We start from the raw sequence: 20,389 nt of genomic DNA, 5'->3' as shown, positions 1-20,389 counted from the left end.
ACTCACAGGCGCAAGCGTAGGCCGGACTTATCTTTGGATCCCGTTCTCCTCCGCGAATTTCTCCGCCGCGGCCTCATCCTTCGATCTCCACTGGCGATAGATCTGTGCCATCAGATCGGTCTTTTCCTTACCCGCCGGCATCGTGAGCGACCACTCGGCGGCAGTCGCAGGATCGTAGGGGAGCACGGCGTCGGCATACGACTTCACGGCGACTTCCTTCGTTGGACCTTCCTTGAAGTCGTTCAGCCACTCGCCCGCCGCCTTGTAGTCGTCGTTCGCCCATTGGCGCATGAACATGCTCATTCGCGGGCCAATCTCCTCCTTGGGAAACTTGTCCGCCATCCAGGTGATCCATTTCCCCGTCTCGGCCTTGGTCTGCCATGGCTGCACGCCTTGTGCGAACTCCTCCATCTCCTGCGCGCTGAGATCCGAGGAGGCCAGCCAGGTCATGGCGGAATCGTACCCGGCCTGCGAGATGTTCTGACCCAAGGCATTCAAGGCCTGCTCCCTCACCTGTTTGGCGGCATCGCCGTTCAGGGTCTTCACGTGTTCCCGCATGGCGGCCAGCATGGCCTTCCGCTCCTCCGCGGACACGGCGGTATCGACGATGCTCCGCACGGCCATGTGGGACGACTCGAAGCCGAGCTCCGCGATCAAGGAGAAGGCGAGCTTCGGATCCTGACGCGCTGCTCCGGCCAGGACACCGCGCTTGGCCTGCTCGCCCGCGAGTTCGGGATGTTCCTTCGCGTTCTTGCGAATCCAGTCGAGTGCGGCCATCGGATCATCCTGAGCCAGGCGAGCCAGCGCCGAACTGAGAACGTGCTGCGAGGTGCCCTGATCTTTCATTAGATCGCCGGACTCCGCAAACAGGGCAAGTGCCGCCGCGGGATGATCATTCGCCAGCATCATCACGGCGAAGCTGAGAATGCCGTTCCGCATATCCTCGCTGAGGTCGCTGGTCGCGCGGAGCTCCGCGACCAGGAGCTTGAGCTCCGACGCATCGAGCTCGAGCATCTTGTCGATGATCGCGAAGATCTTCTTCTGCATCTCCTCGCCCGGCTGCTGGCCCGACTTCTGGGCTGCTTCCATCTCCTTCGCGAAGGCCACCAACTCGGCGGCGAAGGCCTTCACCTTGGCCGGCTTGTCCACGGCTTCGGCACGGCGGGATTTCGTTTGGGCATCGCCGCTGCCGCTTGCCGCATCCCCATCGATACCGAGCGCCCGGCCTTCCTCGACCAGGCGTTCGTGTTCCGCGTGAACTTCCGCGAGCCGGGTGTGTCCGCGCCAGCCGAAGAAGGACGCGGCGAGGAGAATCAAAGCGGCGAGTGCTAGAGAGGCTTTCATGGCGTAGCGTCGGTTCAGCGTTTCTCGGCGAGCTTCTTGCGCAGCTCCTCGCGCTTCTGTTCATCGGAGATCTTGTCGAGCATGGCGGTCGCCGCTTCGGTGTGAAAGCGGGTGATCTCCCCGCTGAGAAAAGCGACCAGCACCTCGTCGTTACCTGCTTGCTCGTGATACTTCAGGGCGAGTTCCGAGGCGGCTTCGAACTCATGCATGCTGCCCAAGGCCTGACCGGTGATGCGGTCCGCTTGTTCGGGGGAATGCTTCAGCGCCCAAGCACGACTCTCTTCCAAGGTCGCGGCCAGCTTCGCCTTGTCGCGGATATTGCGGATCTTGTTCTGGAAGGCATCGGCCACCACGGCGTCCCGCTCCTCCTGGGACGGCGCGATCTCACCGAAGAACTTGTCCACCCGCTCGAAGCCTCCCTGATGGACGAGCTGGCCGACCGCCTCCGCCAGCACCTTGTTCCGCTGGTCTTCCGGCATCTGCTGGCGGATCAGATTAGCCAGTGCCTTCTCGCTTCCCGGCTTCGTGCCGAAGATCATCCCGTAGCGCAGGATATCCGCCCCTTGCTCCGGGGGCAGCGCCGCGATCCGTTTGCCCGCGGCCTCCGGGTCGGTCGAGAGCAGGGCTCCGATCAAGCCCCGCTCGAACTGGGTACGTTCGTCGTTCTTCCCATCGAGCGAGGTGCTGGCGAATTTCCCTTCCGCGATGCGGCGGTCCATCCACGCCACCGCCGACGCGGGATCCTTGAGCGCCCATTGCTGAAAGGCCGAGCCGAGCTGCCAGGACATGCTGCCCTGCACCTTGCCAATCTGATCGGCGAAGCGTTCCACCGCCAAACGCGGGTCTTTCTGGGCCAGCACGCCGAGAATCAGGCCCTGCAAATTTGCTTTCAGCTCCTTCGGGATATCGAGCGCCTCGATCTCGTCCAACTGGCCCAGAAGCTCGTCCGTGGTCATGGCCAGCAGCGCGCGCTGCATTTCCATCATGGCACGCATCCCCTGCACGTCGTTGCCGCTCTGCATCGAATTGTGCTTCTGGGCGATCTGCTTCCAGTCGATGCCCTTGCCGGTCTTCGCTCCTGCGTCCTTGCGACCGATGTGGCTGCCATCCCCGGCGGCCTCATGGCGCGCCGTCTCGATTCGCTTCCGCAGGTGGCCGGACTTCTCCTCCAGCGCGGAGATCGACCGCTGCTGCGATCCCAGCCAGAGGGCGGCGATCGCGATGGCGAGCACCGGAGGGACAAGGTGGACGGGTTTCATGGGTTTACCGGTATACGGCGCGGAGCATGGGCAGGATTTCGCCGCTTCGTCCTCTGGAAATGCGCGGAAGCTTTGGAATCGGTTTTCGAGCTTCGCATTCACGGGAGGCTACGGTCATCCTCCGCCGCGTGAGCCCCGCCCTCGAAACCCTGCTGCTGCCTTTTGAACGCGGGGAATTCGCGATCCCGTCCAAGGCGCTGTTCCTTGGAGCCGAAGCGCACCCGGCCTTGAAGACCTGGCCCGACATCACCGGCTGGCAGCCGTGGAAACCGATGGCAGAGGCGTGGAAAAAGGAAGGACTGAGCCTTTGCGCGGAGCCGGAAGGCCTCTGGCCCCTGGTGCTCCTGCTCCCGGGGAAGTCACGGGAAGAAACGCTCGCCTCCTTTTCCTCCGCTTACGATCTCCTGTCTCCCGGCGGCTCGCTGGTGGTCGCGATGGCCAATACGGCAGGTGCCGCGCGCTTCGAGAAGGAGCTCGCGGAAGCGGCGGGAAACATCGGATCGATCCAGAAGAACAAGTGCCGCTGCTTCCGGGCCGTGAAGGATGCCGGATGGGATGCAGACACGCTGGAGGCCTGGCGCGGCTTCAGTGCCCTGCGGCATGACGAGGTTACCGGCTTCCAGACTCAGGCGGGGATCTTCAGCGCGGACGGAATTGATCCGGGATCGGCTCTGCTGGCGGAGCAGCTCCCGAAGAACCTCCGCGGTAGCGTGGCCGATCTCGGCGCGGGCTGGGGCTACCTCTCGAAGGCGGTGATTGAGAAGAATCCCAACATCAAGGCGCTACACCTCTACGAAGCGGACTCACGGGCGCTCGACTGCGCGCGCTCGAACCTCGCGGGCGAAAGCGTGCCGCTGGAGTTTCACTGGCACGATGTCGCGGCCGGCTTGCCCGGCAAGTACGAGAACATCGTGATGAACCCGCCCTTCCATAGCGGCCAGAATACGGATGTCAGCCTCGGTCGTGCCTTCCTGCGCAGCGCGGCAGATGCGCTGCGCACCGGCGGCCGCCTCTTCCTCGTGGCAAATCGCCAGCTCCCCTACGAGCCGGAGCTGGAGCGCTTGGGACTCGTCTGGCGCAAGGTGGCGGAGGACTCGGTTTACAAGGTGATCTTTGCGGAAAGGAGAATGTTGCGATGAAATTGGTGAAGTTGCTGGCAAATCTCGGCTACGGCTCGCGCAGCCAGGTCGAGCGGGATCTGAGGAAAGGGCATGTGACCGATACGGTCGGCAAGGTGCTGGGCGAACGCGACTTCCCGCCCCACGCGGAGATCCGTTTCAAGGGCGAGCCTCTCGACGCTCCCGCGCCGCTAACGATCCTCTTCCACAAGCCGGACGGCTACACCTGCAGCACCGACGACCCGGGCGATACGATCTACGACCTGCTGCCTAACAGATTCGCCCTGCGCAATCCGGTCCTCAGCCCCGTGGGCCGTCTCGACAAGGACACCACCGGCATGCTGCTCATGACGGACAATGGCCAGCTCCTGCATCGCCTGATCAGCCCGAAACACCACGTGCCGAAGACCTATCGTGTGACCCTCGACCGCCCGATCGAAGGACATGAGAAGGATCTGTTCGCCAGCGGTGAGTTGGTCCTGCGTGGCGAGGACAAGCCGCTTTTACCCGCGACCATGGAGGTGCTAGGCGAGAAGGAAGCGACGATCACCCTGGAGGAGGGGCGCTATCATCAAGTGCGCCGCATGTTTGCCGCTGCGGGCAATCACGTGGTGGCCCTGAAGCGGATCTCCATCGGCAATCTGGCACTGCCGGATGATCTGGCTGAGGGGGAATGGCGGATCGTGACCGAAGAGGAGATCCGCCTGGCCTCCGGGAAGTAGCTCAGATCACCTCCCACACGGCGATGAACTCGCGCGCGGCAGCGGGATCGTTGAGCGCGATCCTGCCGCCCTGCAGCGAGCCACCGAATGCGAGATCCGCGGCCTCCGCCTTGCCTTTGCGGAGAGTCCGGAATCGACCCTGACGGTTCGGGGCGGATTTCTGCAGGAGTTCGAGTGCCACGCGTCCCATCGTCATGCGGACGTTCAGCTCCACGACTTGCTTGAGAGCAAGGCTGCCGTCGGCGCGGCGATAAACCATCGCATCGACACCGAGCGGGCCGATGTATCCCGGTAGCAAGGTGGCCAGCGCAGCAGGGATCTTCTCCTGATACCATGCCATCACTTGAGCTTCGCGGTGAAGGAAGGTCGCCACCTCCGGATCGAGCATGCTCGCCCACTTCGGCGAAACCCGGGTGCCGAGGAAACGTCCGGCCGCGTCGTTCTCCATCAAGGTCAGACCGATCAATTCGACCCGGCCGGCGGAATCCATTTCGTAGAGCGCAGAGAAGTCGGTGACACGTTCCAGCCAAGGCTCGATGATCACGCAGCCGTGATCGGCGATCACGTTTGCGAGCCAGTTGCGTGTCGCTTCCGGAGGGCTCTCGCCATTGATGCGCTTGTGACCTCGACCGGCATAGGAGTAGGCAGCCTTCGCCAGACCTTGTGCATCGGGGAGCAAGGATTCGACCGCCGCAAGCGCCTGCTCCACCGAGCAACAGATCAGTCCGTGCTCCGATAGTCCTAGTAGCTCCTCCAGGCGGATGCCGATGCTCTTCGAGAACCACTCGCGGGGCAGCTCGCGCCACTGCCACGGAACCCCGGCGGAGACGTCTTCCGCCAAAGGCTTGAGGCGGAGACTGGCGTCCGGCGACCACGCCCAAGGACGCAATCCCCCGAGCTTCCTGCCACGGAGTTCATCCAAGCTCGCGATCTCCGGCAGGTCGAAGCCTGCCCGCTTGAGTTCCGCGAGATGATCTCGCGATGGCGATTGACGCATGAGCGCGACATCGTCCTTCCGGCACCACGCCGCGATGAGCATTTCGAGATCCGTTTCCAAAGCTGCCACGCCTTTGTCCGCCTGATAGCGCGGCGACATGGCATGCGACTCCGCAGCGGGATTGAACCAATGGACCACGGGCGTGCGGCCGCGGGATTGCTCGCTCACTTCAAGGTGGCGGATGAAGTCCTCATCAAGGCCCGCGAGGCGGCGGCCTTCCGCGTTGAAGGGAGCGACTCCTTTTGCCCGCGACGGTGTCAGCGGGAAGTGCAGAGCTCCGCGATAAGCATCCCAATCACTGGAGCCCTGGTCCTTCCAGCGCCGGAACCACTTCAGGCCATGGCCCACGTGGCCGATCTCATCCTGATAGATCTTCTCAAGCACCGCGGCGGTCGAGGTGTCGCCCGCTTGCCGGAACAGCGCGGCGTAGTGCTTCGAGAAATCGAGATTCGCTTGCTCGAAGGTCAGGTTCAGCCGCGTGACGAAATCCACCGGCGTCTCCATCGGGGCTATCGTGCGCCAGAAGTAATCGTTCACCGGCAGCTCGCCGAAGTGGATGCCACACTCCCGCATGCGGCGCACATACATCAGCGTGTGCATCTGCTCCTCGCGCATCGCGGCATACACGCCGGCGCGATATTCCTTCGGCGCATCCGGGAACTTCAGCAAGACCAGCGCCATCAGCTCGGCGGCGAGCAACTCGTGATTCGCCAGGAAGTGCAGCATCACCCCGCGCTCGCGATCATCGTCGAGCCGATGGATGCCGGGGAACTCCACCCGCACTCCTCTCGCATCGATCCGCAGCTCCCGGGGGCGTCCCGGCTTTTCCGGCATCGCGATGGCCAGTCCCGGAAGGGAATCGCTGGCAGTTGCCGGAGCCAAGGCGAGCTTTTCCTCCAAGGTCTCCGCGAAGAGAACGCGCTCCGCTGCTTCACGGATCTCCATGGTGTTCTAGCTCCGGGATGCGGCTCTCACCTTCTCCGCCTTCAGCTGTCCGCAGCCCGCCGCCACATCGATGCCGCGGCGCTGTCGGAAGGTGCAGGGGAAGCCTGCATCCAGCAGGATACGCTGGAACTCGAAGCCGGACGACTCCGCCGCCGCGATGCCCTTGAAGCCGTGGGTGGGGTTCAAGGGGATCAGGTTCACATGCGCATCGATGCCGTGCAGCAGCGCAGCGAGGCGCTGCGCGGTCTCCGGCGAGTCGTTCTTCCCCGCGATCAAGGTCCACTCGAAGAAGATGCGCTTGCCGGTGATGGCTCCGTACTCGCGACAGGCGGCGATCAACTCGGCCAGCGACCACTTCTTACTGGCGGGCACGAGGGCGGAGCGTTCCTCCTCGGTCGAACCGTGCAAGCTCACCGCCAGCCGGTAGGGATGCCCTTCCTTCGCGAGGCGCAGGATGCCGGGAACGACACCCACCGTGCTGATCGAAATCCGCGAGGGCCCGATGCCGATGCCGCGGACATTCGAGATGATATCCAGCGCCCGGATCACCGAGTCGAAATTATGCAACGGCTCGCCCATGCCCATCAGCACGAGATTCCGCAGGCGTCTGCCGGGCATCATGGCCTCCAGCACGCGCCGCGCGTGAAGCACCTGCGCCACGATCTCGCCGGGCCGCAGGTGGCGGACGAAACCCATCTGCCCGGTGGCGCAGAAGACACAGCCCATCGCGCAGCCGGCCTGGGTGCTGACGCAGGCGGTGTGTCGCCCATCGTAGCCCATCAGCACGGTTTCCGTGGTCTGGCCGTCGCGCTGCTTGAGGAGAAATTTCCGCGTCAGGCCGTCGCTGCTGTGGGTCTCGCTCACGACTTCGGGCGCATCGAGGAAGAAGTCCTTCCCCTCGCCCACGTGGTCTTCCACCCAGCGCTTCAGGGGTGGAGAGAAGTCGCGGCTTGCCAGATCCAGGGAGTTCTCCCGCTGGAAAGCGCGCCAAAGCGCCTTGGCATGGTGCGGATTGATTCCGGCAGAAGACAGCTCCCCGGCGATCTCGTGGAGTCCGAGATCGTGAAGGGAGCGGGGCGGTCGGCTCATGCTGCTGCCCCTCCATCCACCGGAGGCGGTCCGGCTTCAAGCCTCATTTCCCTCGTCGGCCGGACCGGGGGCCCCTCCTATCCGCGACCTTATGATACGGGGGATGATAGGGGCATGACATCACCATTCCGCATTTTCACGGCCTATGTTCCGCCCCGACTTCACGGTTTTTTCACCGTTCATTTGTCGTAATTCGATTGATTCCCTGCGTTTTTTAGAAAAGTTCCGCCTCCCGCTCCGCCTTTAGCGGGCCCCCGCTTCACTCCTCTCTTATCAACTCGTGAACCCCAAGATTCACAAGCTGCCCCTGCTTGCCGCCCTATGTCTGCTATCCGCACCCGCCTGGGCGCGGACATGGACCGACACGCAAGGCCGTACCCTCGAAGCCGAACTGGTGTCCGCCACCTCGACGGAGGTCACGCTGAAATTGGACAGCAACCAGAAGGTCGTCACCCTGCCGCTCGCTCGTCTCTCCGCGGCGGATCTGGACTACCTCAAGACCACCGGCGACAAGCCCGCGCAAAAGGAAACTCCGAAGTCCGCCTCCAAGGATGACGATAGCGAAAACTTCGACGCGCCGTGGCCGGACAAGATCCAGTTCACCGAGGATCCGAAGATCGAAACGATGACGGAGGACAAGGAGGCGAAGCGCTTCATCTACGAAAGCGCGAACTACCGCTTCGTTTGCGACGTGCGCTTGGCCCAGTCGGTGGTGAAGGGCTTCGCCGTCATGTTCGAATCCACCTACCTCTACTGCCGGGCGCTGCCCCTCGGGGTTTCAGGCGGCAAGAAGACGGACGGCAAGTATCAAATCCTGCTCTTCGAGACCAAGGAGAGCTACGTGAAGGCAGGCGGGCCGCCTACCAGCGCCGGAGTCTTCATGCCAGGCCGCGGCGTGGTGATGGTCCCGCTCACGAGCTTGGGCGTTCGCCCGATGGGCAGCGGCTACATCCTTGATCGCGACAAGGCCAATGGCACCTTGGTGCATGAGCTGACCCACCAACTCTCTCCCTCCGCGTATTTCGAGAAGGGTGCCATGGGTTGGTTCAGCGAAGGGATCGCCGAATACACCACGGCTACTCCCTACCGGGCGGGCATTTTCAAGGTGAAGTCGAACTTCGACGACATCGTGGCCTACGCCACCGGCTACGGGAAGGACGACACCCACGGGCGTGCGCTCGGCGAGAAGATCAAGGCGCCATCGCTCGAGAGCTTCTTCAAGATGAGCTATGGCCAATTCACTGGCCAGCGCGCGAATTTCAACTACGGCTTCGGGCTAATCCTCACCACCTACTTCCTCCACCTCGACGGAGAAGGTGACGCGGCCCGCATGAAGGAGTTCCTGAAGTCGCTCCGCGATGGCAAGAGCGGCGACGCGGCGCTGAAGGTGCTTCTCGACGGCCGGAGCTACGAGGAGATGGAAGAGGCAATCTCCAAGGCCTGGAAGAAGAAGCGCGTGGACATTGAATTCGGTGCTGCCTCCCCGGGTCTTCCCGATGAGGATGAAGACTACGTCGACGACGAGGAGGAAGAGGACTAAGCGAGCCAGCTCACGCGTTCGACGAACCAGAACAGGCCGGCACAGGCGAGCGCCACGCAGCTCCAGCGCCGGAAGTGCGGCCATGCCCGGCTGCGGCTCCATCCCATGGTGAGGATCCATGCCGCGGCCAGCACGATGACCTGACCGACCTCGACGCCGACATTCGCCGAGATCAGGGTGGGCAGGAATCCTTCCCCGGGGCGAATCCAGGCGGAAAGCACGCCGGCGAAGCCAAGGCCGTGCACGAGGCCGAACACGAAGACGAGCGCGAGACGCCACGGCTTCGCCTCGGTGACGAAGAGATTCTCCACCGCAAGCGCGGTGATGCTCAGCGCGATGATCGGCTCGACGATCGAGCCCGGCACTTTCACGAAGCCGGCGGCAGCGAGGCCCAGCGTCAGCGTGTGGGCCGCGGTGAAAGCGAGGGACTGCTGGAGCAGCGGCTTCCAACGCCGCTGGAGTAGGAAGATGCCGAGCACGAAGAGGATGTGATCCAGCCCTTCCGGCACCACATGGAGCACGCCTTGGGTGAAGGCCACGGAGATCGGCGTCCTGCTCTCCACAGGATCCGCGGGAGTGCTGCTTACCAGTCGGGTTTCCGCGCCGGGGGCCACGGTCAGGTAGTTGCCACCATCCGCTCCGCCCGGGAGCTTCACCACCAGATCGGGATGTTTCCCGCCCGCCATCGCCACCGTGACCTCCCCGGATGCCGGAGCGACCGGTTCGATCAGGATGCGGAAGTAAGCGCCATCGTTGAGCAAGGAAGGAAAGCTCGGCGGCGTAACATGGAAGTCCGGGTAGGAGACCTTCCAATCCAGCGGCTGACCTGAGGTGCGGAAGCTCAGGGATTCGCGAAGATAGATCTCGGCCTCGCGACACAGTTGCTGCTGCTGCCCGGAAGGCAATCCCACCAGCCACTCGCGGGTCGGCTGCGGCGCCTCCAGATCGTCGCGCAACTTCGGATCGGCAAACCCGGCATCAAAGAGGATTTCCAGCTTCCATGAGCCATCCGACTCTTGAAGCTCGCCATACAACTGGCTCACGACATGGGCAGGCAGCCTCTGCACCGCCACCATGGAAAGCAGCACCCACAGCAGCGAAAGATATCGATTCCGGATCAAGCGGCTCACCGGAAAGAGCATCTAGCGAATCCGCGAGTCAGGTCGAATGCGAAACGCCGGATTGACTCGGACATGAGGGAGCATGGAGCGCCGCCGGTATCTCGGCGGGACTCCATTACGAATCAAGGATGAGCCTCCAGCACCATGTTCACCATGGTCTGGGTGGAGCGGCGGAAGCGGGTGAAGCCACCTTCTTGGATGACCGCACGCAAGCGCTTCTCCCCGGCTTGGGCACCGAGGGCGAGTCCCACTTCCTGGCTTTTCGAGCCGGGCGTGCAGACCATGGTCGAGACGCTGTAGTAGAGACGTCCCAGCGGATTGAGATTCTCCGCCAAGCTATCACCGGCCATGGGCTCGACGATCATCCATGTGCCGTTCTTATGCAGCGCCTGGCGGATGTGGATGGACGCGCCGACCGGATCACCCATGTCGTGCAAGGCATCGAAGACCGTCACCAGATCGTAGTCGTGGCCCGGGAAGTCCTTCGCGGTGGCCACTTCGAAGCGGACGTTGCTCACGCCTGCATCCTCGGCATGGCCGCGGGCCGCCTTGATCGATTCCTCGTGGATGTCGAAGCCGGTGAAGAAGGAATTCGGGAAGGCCTTCGCCATCAGCACGGTCGAGGAACCGTGTCCGCAACCCACGTCTGCCACCTTGGCACCGGCCTTGAGCTTGGCTTCCACACCATCAAGGGAGGGAATCCACGAAGATACCAGATTCGCCGCGTAGCCGGCGCGGAAGAAGCGGTCCACCCCGCAGAAGAGACAGTTGTGGTGATCCGCCCACGAGATCCCTTTCCCGGTCTTGAAGGCTTCCTCCACCTTCGGCTCGTCGTGGTAGGCGGATGCCATGGTGTAGAAACCGCCGATCATGGTCGCCGGATGGTCCGGCATCGCGAAGACGGCGGCCTGCTCGGGGTTCAGCCAGAAGAAGCCCTCGCCGGGATTGCATTCGATGTAGCCGGAGGCGGCTTGGGCCGCCAGCCACTCGCGCAGGTAGCGCTCGTCGAGGCCGGTAGCTTGCGCCAAGCCGATGGAGCTTACCGGGCCGGTCTTGGCGAGTGCTTCATAGATCCCCAAGCGGTCGCCGAGGATCACGAGAGCGCCACTCACGGCCGCCCCCAGCTCATTCATCATCTTGCCCGCAAAGGCCTCAAGGAGGTCCATGCGGAGTTCGGTGCGTTGTTCTTGGATTTCGAGTGTCGAGTTCATGGTTCGCTTTTGGACGAGTTTGGGAGGGTGGGATGAACCAGGAGAATGGAAATACCAACCGGTTGGTATGGTCCGGAGGCCGAAAAAAGTCAGACTGCTACCATCGTCAGGCGTTCAAGGTTGATGCGGAAAGCCCTCAGCGCGGAAGAAATGCGGGCGGAATCGCGATAGACCTTGGCGAAGATAATCGAGCCTTCCAGCAGCGAGAGGTACTCATTGGCGAGGTCTTGGGCGGAGGGAAGTTCCGGCCAGCGCTCCGCGATCGGGACGAAGTAAGAAGCGAAGAAGTCCACCACCTGGGTGAACATTCCGACCACGACCTGGTTCAGCTTGTCGCTGGTGTCCGCCAGTTCCATTGAGAAGCTCGCGAGGATGCAGCCGTTCGCCCACAGCGCTTCGGAGGAGTCCTCCACATGCTTCAGGAAGGCGAAGGCCTGCTCCACCGGATCTTTAATCGTCGCATGGGGGCCATTGCTCAGAATCTCGCCGCCCTTCCGGGCCGACCACTCGAGGATCGCGATCCCGATTTCCTCCTTGGATTTGAAGAAGTGGTAGAAGCTGCCCTTGGTCAGCCCCGCTTTTTCGCAGACTGCATCCACCCGCATCCCGGCGTAGCCATAGGTCAGCACCAGCTCCTTGGCTGCTGCGATCAGGCGTTCCTTGGACTCGGGAATGGACACGGACGGACCACTAGACCAACCGGTTGGTATGATCAACAGTTTTCTTTCTCTTCCTCCGGCGATTCGCCCGGGAATGATCCGGTTAAGGCGCTTCCTTGGTGGGGGTTTCGCCCAACTTCACCTCGACGGCATTACGCGCCCTCAGGCCGATCCGCATGATGGCCTCGTCGAAGGCCCGGCTGGCGAGAGCCTTGTCCGCCACAAAGGCATTCATGGATTTGGCCGTCTTCCCGACTGCCACATAAGGAGTGGAAAGGAGCTTCTTCCCATCCGCGCCAAGCAGCTCGAACTTGCCGCTGATCGCGGGCGTGACCAACACGTCCCCATCCTTGCCCGCACGCGTGTAGCGGAAGGTTTCCACCGTGACGACGAAGCGGTTCGGAGAGGCATTGTTGACCTTGCCCTTCAGGAAGGGATGAGCGCCCAGAGACTTCGACACCTCCTTGTGGACACGGCTCGAGAGATCGCCGGGAACAGTGCCGGGTGCCCGGGAAATGGCATCGGCATAGTTGCTCTCGAACATCTTCTGCTGAGCCAAGGCGGCGATCTCCACGATCAACTGGGCACCGGCTCCTGCCGCCGCACCGGCCGCGAAGCTACCACCGCCGACGGTGATGATCGGGGCCGAATGAACTTCGTTGCCGATCGGCGGCTTGTAGCCGTCGGGGGCAACACTCGGCGCCACGGATAGAGAGCTGACCTGGGCTTTCTGGGCTTCGGTCCACTTGGTAGCACAGGAGCTGAAGACGAGCGGAAGCAGGCAAGCAGCGAGGGGGAGGACGTGTCTCATGTCGCCCCTGTGTTCGCCACAGGTCCGCGCCGATAAAGTCAATTCAACGCTCCGATGAGAGCTTCATCGAAATTTCACCAAGCACCGGTCCGGGCTGGGAGCGGCGGGATCAATCCCCGCTCTTCAGCACCTTGATGAAGGCGTCCTGCGGGATGTTCACCTTCCCGATCGCCTTCATCTTCTTCTTACCTTCCTTCTGCTTCTCCAGCAGCTTGCGCTTGCGGGAGATGTCACCGCCGTAGCACTTGGCGGTCACGTCCTTGCGCATGGCGGAGATGCTTTCGCGGGCGATGATCTTACCGCCGATGCAGGCCTGGATGGCCACCACGAAGAGCTGGTTCGGGATGACGTCCTTCAGACGGGCGGCAAGCGCCCGGCCGTAGCCTTCCGCCTTCTCGCGGTGGACGATGGTGGCGAAAGCCTCAATGGGATCACCGGCGATCATCATCTCCATCTTCACCATGTTCGCGGCACGGTAGCCGGCGTGCTCGTAGTCCATCGAACCGTAGCCGCGCGTGCAGGACTTCAGGCGATCGTTGAAATCGACGAGGATCTCCGCCAGCGGCAGCAGACAGGTCAGCATCACGCGGGTGTCATCGATCGTCTCGGTATGCTCGACCTCGCCGCGCTTCTCCATCACCAGCGACATGATGTCGCCGATGTAGTCGCCGGGGATCATGACGAAGACTTTCACCAGCGGCTCGCGCACCTCCTGGATGGTCTGCTGCTCGGGGAAGAACGAGGGATTGTCCACGATGACCTCTTCCCCGTTCGTCTTCGTGACCTGATAGATCACGGACGGGTAGGTGGAGATCACGTCCATGTTGAACTCCCGGCGCAGGCGCTCCTGGATGATCTCCATGTGGAGCAGGCCGAGGAAGCCGCAGCGGAAGCCGAAGCCCAACGCGGTGGAGCTTTCCGACATGTAGGTGAAGGCCGCATCGTTGATCTGCAGCTTGCCCATTGCGGTTTTGAGCGACTCGTAGTCGGAAGCGTCGATCGGGTAGATCCCGGAGAAGACCATCGGCTGGATCTCCTTGTAACCGGGCAGCGGCTCGGGGCAGGGATGAGTGTTGTCGGTGAGGGTGTCACCGATCTTGGCCTCGTCCGCGGACTTCATGTTCGCGATGACGTAGCCCACATCGCCGGCCACCAGCTTTTCGCGGGCGGTCATCTTCGGCGTGAAGACGCCCACTTCCTTGACCTCGTAAGTCTTGTTCGTGGCCATCAGCTTCACGCGCTGGCCCTTCTTCACGCTGCCGGAGAAAACCCGAACGTAGGAGACCACGCCACGGTAGGTATCGTAGATCGAATCGAAAACGGAGGCGCGCAGGAGCTTGTCCGGATTCTCCACCGGGGCCGGCACGCGCTGCACGACGGCTTCCAGGATTTCCTCGATCCCGATGCCCTGCTTGGCGGATGCGGGAATCGCATCTTCCCCCGGGATGGCGAGGATGTCCTCCAACTGCTTGCGGCACTTTTCGACGTCCGCCGCGGGAAGGTCGATCTTGTTGAGGACCGGGATAATCGTGAGATTCTGCTCAAGCGCCAGGTGCAGGTTTGCCACAGTCTGGGCCTCCACGCCTTGCGCGGCATCGATCATCAGGATCGCGCCCTCACAGGCGGCCAGCGAGCGGGCGACCTCATAGGAGAAATCGACGTGGCCCGGGGTATCGAGCAAGTTGAGCTTGTACGTCTTCCCGTCCTTCGCCTTGTACTCCATCGCCACCGGGTGGCTCTTGATGGTGATGCCCTTCTCGCGCTCGAGGTCCATGGCATCGAGAAGCTGGGCCTGCTGATCGCGCTGGGCCACCGTATTGGTAGCGTCCATCAAGCGGTCGGAAAGGGTAGTCTTCCCGTGGTCGATATGGGCGATGATCGAGAAATTGCGGGTCAGGGAAGTAGGCATGGCAGACGGGACGGACTCTCGGGCGGGCGGAGGAAAGCACTAAATACGCGGAAATCACGGAAAAAGAAAGTCCGGGAAGTGACGGAGGTATTGGCGAAGCCGCCGGGACTCTGGTAGTGCAGGGCGAGTGGCTGGACGATACGAGATTCTGGACATCCTGGCGCAGGACGCGAGCGGCGTGGTTTTCCATGCCGAGGAGCGGGATACCGGGCGATCCGTCGTGCTCCGGCGCTTTTTCCCCTACGGCCCCGATGGCGGCGGCCTGCAGGAGGCCGAGCGCGCCGCCTACATGGCCGCTCTGGACCGCGTGAAGGAGCTGCGCCACCCCACCCTGCGCACCATCCTCGACGGCGGCTGCGACCCCGTGGACGGCATGCCTTTCCTCGTCACCGAATGGGTTGAAGGTCAACGTCTTTCGGAACTACTGAGATCCCGGGCCCTTAGCCCTGGCTCGACCAAGGCGCTGATTTCCCACGCGATCGAGGCATCCCAAGCTCTCGCTGGGGCCTTCGGCGAGGAAGCCGTCTGGGTGGAAGCCACCCCGGAATCCATCGTGCTGCCGGTCGAGGGCGAGATGGTAACTTTCTGGATCTGCCCGATGAAATGGCTGGCCAGCCCGCAAAAACGCGGTGGCTTACTCCCTCTGGCCGAGCTAGCCGAGAAAGCCCTTCACTGGCGCGGCAAGCAACCGGCCGCCGCCGGGGAAGGGCTCGGCGTATGGGTGGGCTCCGTGCGCACGAATCCCAACCGCTGGTCGCTGGACGAAGCGCTCCAAGCGCTCCACGAACCGCTCAGTATCGTCGGTCAGCCTGCTGCCTCCGGCTCGGTGCCGACCATCCCGATGAAGGCCGCGAAGAAACAGGCCCCACAGCCGGTGAAGAAAAGCAGCTCGCTGGTGCCGGTGCTTCTCGCCTTCCTGCTGGTCGCCGGGGCCGGGGCGGGTGCTTTCTATTTCTTCAAGCTCCGCGGCGGAAGGGCAGCTGAGATCGCGGCGGCCAAGGAGCCGGCTGCCGCCAGCGCTCTCGACTTCGGTGCGCGCAAGACGCAGGCCGGTAGCGAGGCCACCGCACTGCCGGTAGCCGTGGTGAATGATCCCAAGACCCAGCTCGCCGGCACGGTCAAGTCCGTGAAGGACCAAGGCAAATATCGCTGCATGGAGTTGGAGGTGGATGGCAAGCCACGCTGGATCGCCCACCCGCTCGACCAGAAAACCCCGGGTTTCGACACGAAGGAACTGGAGGCCCTGAAGGGGAAGCGCGTGGTGGTCTCCGGTGCCTTCAGGAAGGAACCGGCGGAACTGGGCGAGGTGCTCCATGTGAGCGATCGCAAGCAGATCGAAGTGAAGTAACCCCGCCCCGGAGGCTGCCCTTTTGATCGTCCCGTCCGCTCCGCTCGCGTCTGTCGGCTTCCTTGTCCCGAAGGAAGTCATCTCGCTCGCCACCGCGGGCCTCCATCGCGCGGGCAATCTGCTCGACTGGCTGCCGCGCCGCTACGAGGACCGGCGGCGTTTCGATGCTTTTCCCGCCCAAGCCGGGGGACCCGCGGTCTGCCTGCGGGGCACGGTGGTGGATTCGATGAAGCGCGCCTTCGGCCCGCGGCGGAAATTCTACGAGGCCGTGGTGATGGATGGCACCGGCGGGGTCTTCGGCTCCGGCAAGGTGACCTGCCGCTGGTTCAACATGCCCTTCATCCACAAGATGGTCGCCGCCGGGCAGGAGGTGATCGTCTACGGCAAGCCGAAGGACTCCGGCGGCAAGCTGGTGATCGACCACCCGGAGTTCGAGGTGATCCGGCTCGATGGCGGCCCCTCGATCCACCTAGAGCGCATGGTGCCGATCTACCGGAATGTTTCCGGCATCGCCCAGCGGAGATTGCGCGAGATCGTCCACGAGCTGTTAGGAGCGATGGACCCGCTGGCCCTTGCGCCCGCCTTCGATGTCGATCCGAGCTACCCGCGTCACGAGGCATATCGGGAAGTGCATTTCCCGGAAGCGGTCGAGCAGGCGGAGGCGGCGCGGCGGCGTTTTGCCTTGGAGGAGTTCTTCGCGCTGCAGCTCAATGTGGTTTGGCGGCGCGCCCGCAACCACGAACACACCGGTCGCGTTCTCGGCACGAAGACGAGCTTGCTCAAGCGCTTCTACGAGACCCTTCCCTTCGACCTCACCGGCGCTCAGAAGCGCTCGATCAAGGAGATCGTGGCGGACATGCGCGAGCCGCGCCCCATGAACCGCTTGCTTCAAGGGGATGTGGGCTCGGGCAAGACCTTCGTGGCCATGGCGTCGATGCTGCTGGCCATCGACTCCGGTGTCCAAGCCGCGCTGATGGCGCCCACTCAGATCCTCGCCGAGCAGCATTTCCTGACCTTCCGCAAATGGCTGGAGCCACTGGGCGTGCGGGTGATGCTGAAGACCGCCGCCAAGGAAGAGGGCACCCACCTCCCACTCGAGGGCACGCCACAGGTTTTGATCGGCACGCATGCGCTGCTCTACGACAAGGTCGCCTTCCAAGACCTCGGACTGGTGGTGATCGACGAGCAGCACAAGTTCGGCGTCACCCAGCGCTCGCGACTGATCGCCCAAGGGATCACGCCCGACGTGCTGGTCATGACCGCCACACCGATCCCGCGGACGCTAACGATGACCATCTACGGCGACCTCGACGTTTCGATCCTGGATGAACGCCCGGCTGGACGCGGCAAGATGGTCACCGCGCTGCGCACCACCGCGAAGCAGACCGAGATCACCAAGTTCGTGAAGGACCAGCTCGACGCCGGCAGGCAGGCTTATCTGGTCTATCCGCTCGTGGAGGAGAGCGAGACCCTGAAGGCCGAGTCCGCCACCGAAGCTTTCGAGAAATGGCAGAAGCGGCTTCCGGCATTCAAGGTGGGTATGGTCCACGGCAAGCTCGACCCCGAGCAGAAGGAGGATGTGATGCGGCGCTTCCGTGACAACGAAACCCAGGCCTTGGTCGCGACCACCGTGATCGAGGTCGGCGTGGATGTCCCGAATGCGAATCTCATGATCATCCATCATGCGGAGCGCTTCGGGCTCGCGCAGCTCCACCAGCTCCGCGGCCGCATCGGGCGCGGCGAGCACAAGAGCTACTGCATCCTCCTCACCGACGGCAAAAGCGCCGAGGGCATGGAGAAGCTGGCAGTGATGGAGAAGACTTCGGATGGCTTCGTGATCGCGGAGGAAGACCTGCGCCTGCGCGGCCCCGGCGATGTGCTGGGCACCATGCAAAGCGGCTTGGGCGATATCAGGTTCGCGGACTTCCTCGCGGATACCGCACTCCTCCGCGAAGCGCGCGCGCTGGCAGATCAGGTGATCCGGGAAGATGCGATGCTATCCGATACACATGCCGCCCTTCGGGGGCTCATCCACGAAAAACCTTCCACGGTCGATCAACGTGGCTGAACCCGTGTCAGATCTGGAATCCAGCGTGGGTTCTAAAGTTTTCGCCATCGGCGACATCCACGGCCACACCCGTGCGTTGGAGGCTTTGCTTGCTAGCATTCCGCTCTCCGATGGCGACTGGCTGATCTTCCTCGGCGATTATGTGGACAAAGGCCCGGACGTAAAAGGCACCCTCGAGATCCTCTGCTCTCTCGCATCGCGCCCGCGCACCATCTTCCTTCGCGGCAATCACGATCAGATCTTTCTTGATGCGCATCTCGACCCCACCAAGTTCCTGGTCTGGGAAACCCTCGCGGGGCAGAACTCCCTCGCGAGCTACGGTGCTGGCAGTAGCGAGGAGCTCATCCGTGTCGTGCCCTTCCACCACTGGTACTTCTTAGAGAACACCTGCGTGAACTGGCACGAGACGGATGACTTCATCTTCGTTCATGGCGGAATCAGATCTTCCATGTCTCCTGCCGAGGAAGAGTCCGAACGCCTGCAATGGATGACCCTGTCCATGGCTCTACCCCATCAATCGGGGAGAACCGTGATCTGCGGTCACACCCGCAACGAGTTCGGGAGAATAACCGACCTCGGGCATACCATTTGTATCGATACCGGGATTACCAAGGGAGGAGAACTCACCTGTCTCGATCTCACCGGCTTTGAGTTCTGGCAGGCCAATGCAGAGGGCCGCATTCAATCAGGCCGCTTGCGCCGATAAACTCCGCCACAGATGCAGCACCGCGTAGCTGCGCCATGGCCGCCAGCGCTGGGACAGCCTCTCCGCCTCCTTCGCACTCACGCGGCCGAGCGCATTTCGCACCGCGATGTCTTCCTTCGGAAAAGCATCCGGCCAACGCAAAGCGCGCATCGCAATGTAGTGAGCCGTCCACGGCCCGATGCCCGGCAGGGCCACCAACCGCTCCACCGCAGCCTCCGGATTTGCGCCGGGTTCGAGCTGCAAACCGTCCATGTGGAAGGCACGGGCCATCGCGATAATGCTCTTCGCGCGCGCGCTCACGATCCCGAGCTTCGCCACATCGTCCACGGTGGCAACAGCGACCCGTGAAGCCAGCGGTGAAAGACGTGACAGCTCCGGCAGCGGAGTCTCGATTTCGTCCCCGAAGGCTTCGGCGAAGCGGCACGAAAGCGTGGTGGCCGCCTTCACCGTGATCTGCTGGCCGAGGATCGCCCGCAACGCCATCTCGAAGCCATCGAAGGCACCGGGGACGCGCAGTCCCGGATTTCGTTTCACGCCCTCCCTCAGAAGCGGATCTTTCCTCAGATGCGCCGCGATCACATCCGGCCTGGCACTCAGATCGAAGAGATTCCTCAGCCGCCCCAGCAACGCGGGCAGCACCGGCGACAGCGAGTTCGTGAACTCCACCGCCAGCGCATGCTTCCCCGCCAGATGCGTGACGCGGACCCAACCGCTGTGCTTCCCGAGGCGAATGGTACGCGCGTAGCGATCCTCCGCGACATGCTCCACTTCCCGGATCGCGCGGCCTTTCAAGAACGCGAGAATTCCATCCCAGTCATAGGGCGGCCGGTAGCCAAGCTGCAGCGTGGAAGTATCCGACAATTTCCAATCCGTCTCACCCTCCGCCGATTCCTTGCGCAAGCGCGTGGGCGGCATGCGATAGCGGGCACTGAAGGCATCATTGAAACGCCGCAAGCTGGAGAAGCCACTGGCAAATGCGATCTCGGTAGCCGGCAGTTTGGTCTCGGTGAGGAGCTGCTTCGCCAGCAGGAGGCGGCGCGTCTGCATCAGCTCGATCGGCGAGACCCCGAGCTCCTTTTGCACGATGCGACGAAGCTGTCGCGAGCTGATCCCGAATTGCGCGGCGATCTCCTCCAAATTCGCGCCTTCATCGGTAAGCCCCTCGTTCATGCGGTGCACGATGAGCTGGGCGATGCGATGCGCGCTATCCACCGGTGCATTCCCCGGGGCCAGCTCCGGGCGACAACGCAGACAAGGCCGGAAGGCTGCCTTCTCCGCCGCTTCCGCACTCTCGAAGAAGCGGCAGTTCTGCGGCTTCGGGGCCTTCACCGTGCAGATCGGCCGGCAATAGATCCCCGTGGAAGTGACGCCGACATAGAAGACTCCATCGAAGCGGGGATCGCGCGAACTCATCGCGTTGTAAGCAGCGGCGGGATCAATCATCGGAGTAGCATAACCCCAAAGCCCGCACCCGTGCTGGCCGTTTTCGGACACGCGATTAAATTTGCCCTGATGTCCGAAAACGGCCAGCAGCATCTCTTC

General features: G+C 62.9%; 16 protein-coding genes. 6 read left to right on the top strand and 10 right to left on the bottom strand.

The window, feature by feature from the left end; genetic code table 11:
• Nucleotides 1-27: 27 nt before the first annotated feature.
• Both OJ996_RS07705 and OJ996_RS07700 read right to left on the bottom strand, forming a co-directional pair.
• Nucleotides 28-1,344, bottom strand: coding sequence for a hypothetical protein (locus OJ996_RS07705; protein WP_264512925.1), 1,317 nt, complete (start codon nt 1,342-1,344; stop codon nt 28-30).
• Nucleotides 1,345-1,358: 14 nt separating this feature from the next.
• On the bottom strand, nt 1,359-2,603 hold the full coding sequence (locus tag OJ996_RS07700) for a hypothetical protein (RefSeq protein WP_264512923.1): 1,245 nt from the start codon (nt 2,601-2,603) through the stop codon (nt 1,359-1,361).
• Between the two features lie 128 nt (nt 2,604-2,731).
• On the opposite strand from OJ996_RS07700, the gene OJ996_RS07695 reads away from it, so the two are divergent.
• Together OJ996_RS07695 and OJ996_RS07690 are read left to right on the top strand one after the other, a co-directional pair.
• Entirely contained in the window at nt 2,732-3,742 is a 1,011-nt protein-coding gene (locus tag OJ996_RS07695) for a class I SAM-dependent methyltransferase (RefSeq protein WP_264512921.1), read from the top strand.
• A complete protein-coding gene (locus tag OJ996_RS07690; RefSeq protein WP_264512919.1) occupies nt 3,739-4,443 on the top strand; it encodes a pseudouridine synthase in 705 nt (234 codons plus the stop codon). The genes OJ996_RS07695 and OJ996_RS07690 overlap by 4 nt, the downstream gene beginning before the upstream one ends.
• Nucleotide 4,444: 1 nt before the next feature.
• On the opposite strand, the gene OJ996_RS07685 is transcribed toward OJ996_RS07690, so the two are convergent.
• Both OJ996_RS07685 and rlmN read right to left on the bottom strand, forming a co-directional pair.
• Nucleotides 4,445-6,385: a ferritin-like domain-containing protein gene (locus OJ996_RS07685; protein WP_264512917.1), complete on the bottom strand. Its 1,941-nt coding sequence runs from the start codon at nt 6,383-6,385 to the stop codon at nt 4,445-4,447.
• A gap of 6 nt (nt 6,386-6,391) precedes the next feature.
• Entirely contained in the window at nt 6,392-7,474 is a 1,083-nt protein-coding gene (gene rlmN, locus OJ996_RS07680) for a dual-specificity RNA methyltransferase RlmN (protein ID WP_264512915.1), read from the bottom strand.
• Between the two features lie 280 nt (nt 7,475-7,754).
• Here rlmN and OJ996_RS07675 point away from each other — a divergent pair, with 280 nt between their 5' ends.
• A complete protein-coding gene (locus OJ996_RS07675) occupies nt 7,755-9,014 on the top strand; it encodes a hypothetical protein (protein ID WP_264512913.1) in 1,260 nt (419 codons plus the stop codon).
• Here the strand turns inward: OJ996_RS07675 and OJ996_RS07670 are convergent.
• From OJ996_RS07670 to lepA, 5 genes are all read right to left on the bottom strand, one after another.
• Nucleotides 9,011-10,144 carry a HupE/UreJ family protein gene (locus OJ996_RS07670; protein WP_264512911.1) on the bottom strand — a complete coding sequence of 378 codons (1,134 nt, stop codon included), beginning with the start codon at nt 10,142-10,144 and terminating at the stop codon, nt 9,011-9,013. The two genes, OJ996_RS07675 and OJ996_RS07670, sit on opposite strands and share 4 nt — an antisense overlap.
• A gap of 113 nt (nt 10,145-10,257) precedes the next feature.
• Entirely contained in the window at nt 10,258-11,346 is a 1,089-nt protein-coding gene (locus tag OJ996_RS07665; protein WP_264512909.1) for a class I SAM-dependent methyltransferase, read from the bottom strand.
• Nucleotides 11,347-11,435: 89 nt separating this feature from the next.
• The gene (locus OJ996_RS07660) at nt 11,436-12,026 is read right to left on the bottom strand and encodes a TetR/AcrR family transcriptional regulator (RefSeq protein WP_264512907.1); all 591 of its coding nucleotides are present in this window, start codon (nt 12,024-12,026) and stop codon (nt 11,436-11,438) included.
• 82 nt (nt 12,027-12,108) lie between these two features.
• Nucleotides 12,109-12,816, bottom strand: coding sequence for a hypothetical protein (locus OJ996_RS07655; RefSeq protein WP_264512905.1), 708 nt, complete (start codon nt 12,814-12,816; stop codon nt 12,109-12,111).
• 109 nt (nt 12,817-12,925) lie between these two features.
• Nucleotides 12,926-14,725 (bottom strand): translation elongation factor 4, encoded by a 1,800-nt coding sequence (lepA, locus tag OJ996_RS07650; RefSeq protein WP_264512903.1) that lies wholly within the window; start codon nt 14,723-14,725, stop codon nt 12,926-12,928.
• Between the two features lie 127 nt (nt 14,726-14,852).
• Between lepA and OJ996_RS07645 the strand changes: the two genes are divergently transcribed.
• Genes OJ996_RS07645 through OJ996_RS07635 form a run of 3 tightly spaced genes read left to right on the top strand, consistent with a single transcriptional unit; the run spans nt 14,853 to nt 18,847 of the window.
• A complete protein-coding gene (locus OJ996_RS07645; RefSeq protein WP_264512901.1) occupies nt 14,853-16,073 on the top strand; it encodes a hypothetical protein in 1,221 nt (406 codons plus the stop codon).
• Between the two features lie 22 nt (nt 16,074-16,095).
• Nucleotides 16,096-18,141 (top strand): ATP-dependent DNA helicase RecG, encoded by a 2,046-nt coding sequence (gene recG / locus OJ996_RS07640; protein ID WP_264512899.1) that lies wholly within the window; start codon nt 16,096-16,098, stop codon nt 18,139-18,141.
• Between the two features lie 4 nt (nt 18,142-18,145).
• Nucleotides 18,146-18,847: a metallophosphoesterase family protein gene (locus OJ996_RS07635; RefSeq protein WP_264512897.1), complete on the top strand. Its 702-nt coding sequence runs from the start codon at nt 18,146-18,148 to the stop codon at nt 18,845-18,847.
• On the opposite strand, the gene OJ996_RS07630 is transcribed toward OJ996_RS07635, so the two are convergent.
• A complete protein-coding gene (locus tag OJ996_RS07630; protein ID WP_264512895.1) occupies nt 18,827-20,290 on the bottom strand; it encodes a DNA-3-methyladenine glycosylase 2 in 1,464 nt (487 codons plus the stop codon). The genes OJ996_RS07635 and OJ996_RS07630 overlap by 21 nt on opposite strands.
• Nucleotides 20,291-20,389 lie beyond the last annotated feature (99 nt).

Source organism: Luteolibacter rhizosphaerae, assembly GCF_025950095.1.
GTDB classification, from domain to species: Bacteria; Verrucomicrobiota; Verrucomicrobiia; order Verrucomicrobiales; family Akkermansiaceae; genus Haloferula; species Haloferula rhizosphaerae.
This window is presented reverse-complemented; position numbering and strand designations above follow the sequence as displayed.